Here is a 525-nt window from a genome sequence, read left to right as displayed (position 1 = left end):
CTTAACGTTGGAGGTACCCGTACCGCAAACGGACACACGTAGTCGGGTTGAATATACTAAGGCGCTTGGGTGAATCACGGTTAAGGAACTAGGCAAATTGACCCTGTAACTTCGGAATAAAGGGTCCCTCCTCGCAAGAGAGGGCGCAGAGAATAGGTCCAGGCAACTGTTTAACAAAAACACAGGGCTGTGCTAATATGAAAGTAGATGTATACAGCCTGACACCTGCCCGGTGCTGGAAGGTTAAGAGGAGATGTCATCTTTGGGAGAAGCATTGAATTGAAGCCCCAGTAAACGGCGGCCGTAACTATAACGGTCCTAAGGTAGCGAAATTCCTTGTCGGGTAAGTTCCGACCTGCACGAATGGTGTAATGATCCGGACACTGTCTCAACCGTGAGCCCAGTGAAATTGTAGTATCGGTGAAGATGCCGATTACCCGCGATGGGACGAAAAGACCCCGTGAACCTTTACTATAGCTTAGCATTGAATTTGGGCACGCGATGTGTAGGATAGGTCGGAGGCTT

General features: G+C 49.3%; 1 rRNA gene. It reads left to right on the top strand.

The annotated features are described in order from the left end of the window. Positions 1–525 (top strand): 23S ribosomal RNA (locus NW213_RS16830); the annotation flags it as partial.

It is taken from the genome of Bacteroides sp. ET336, assembly GCF_024733815.1.
Classification (GTDB): domain Bacteria; phylum Bacteroidota; class Bacteroidia; order Bacteroidales; family Bacteroidaceae; genus Phocaeicola; species Phocaeicola cellulolyticus.
Note: the sequence above shows the minus strand (reverse complement) of the source record. Positions and strands in the feature narration are given on the sequence as shown.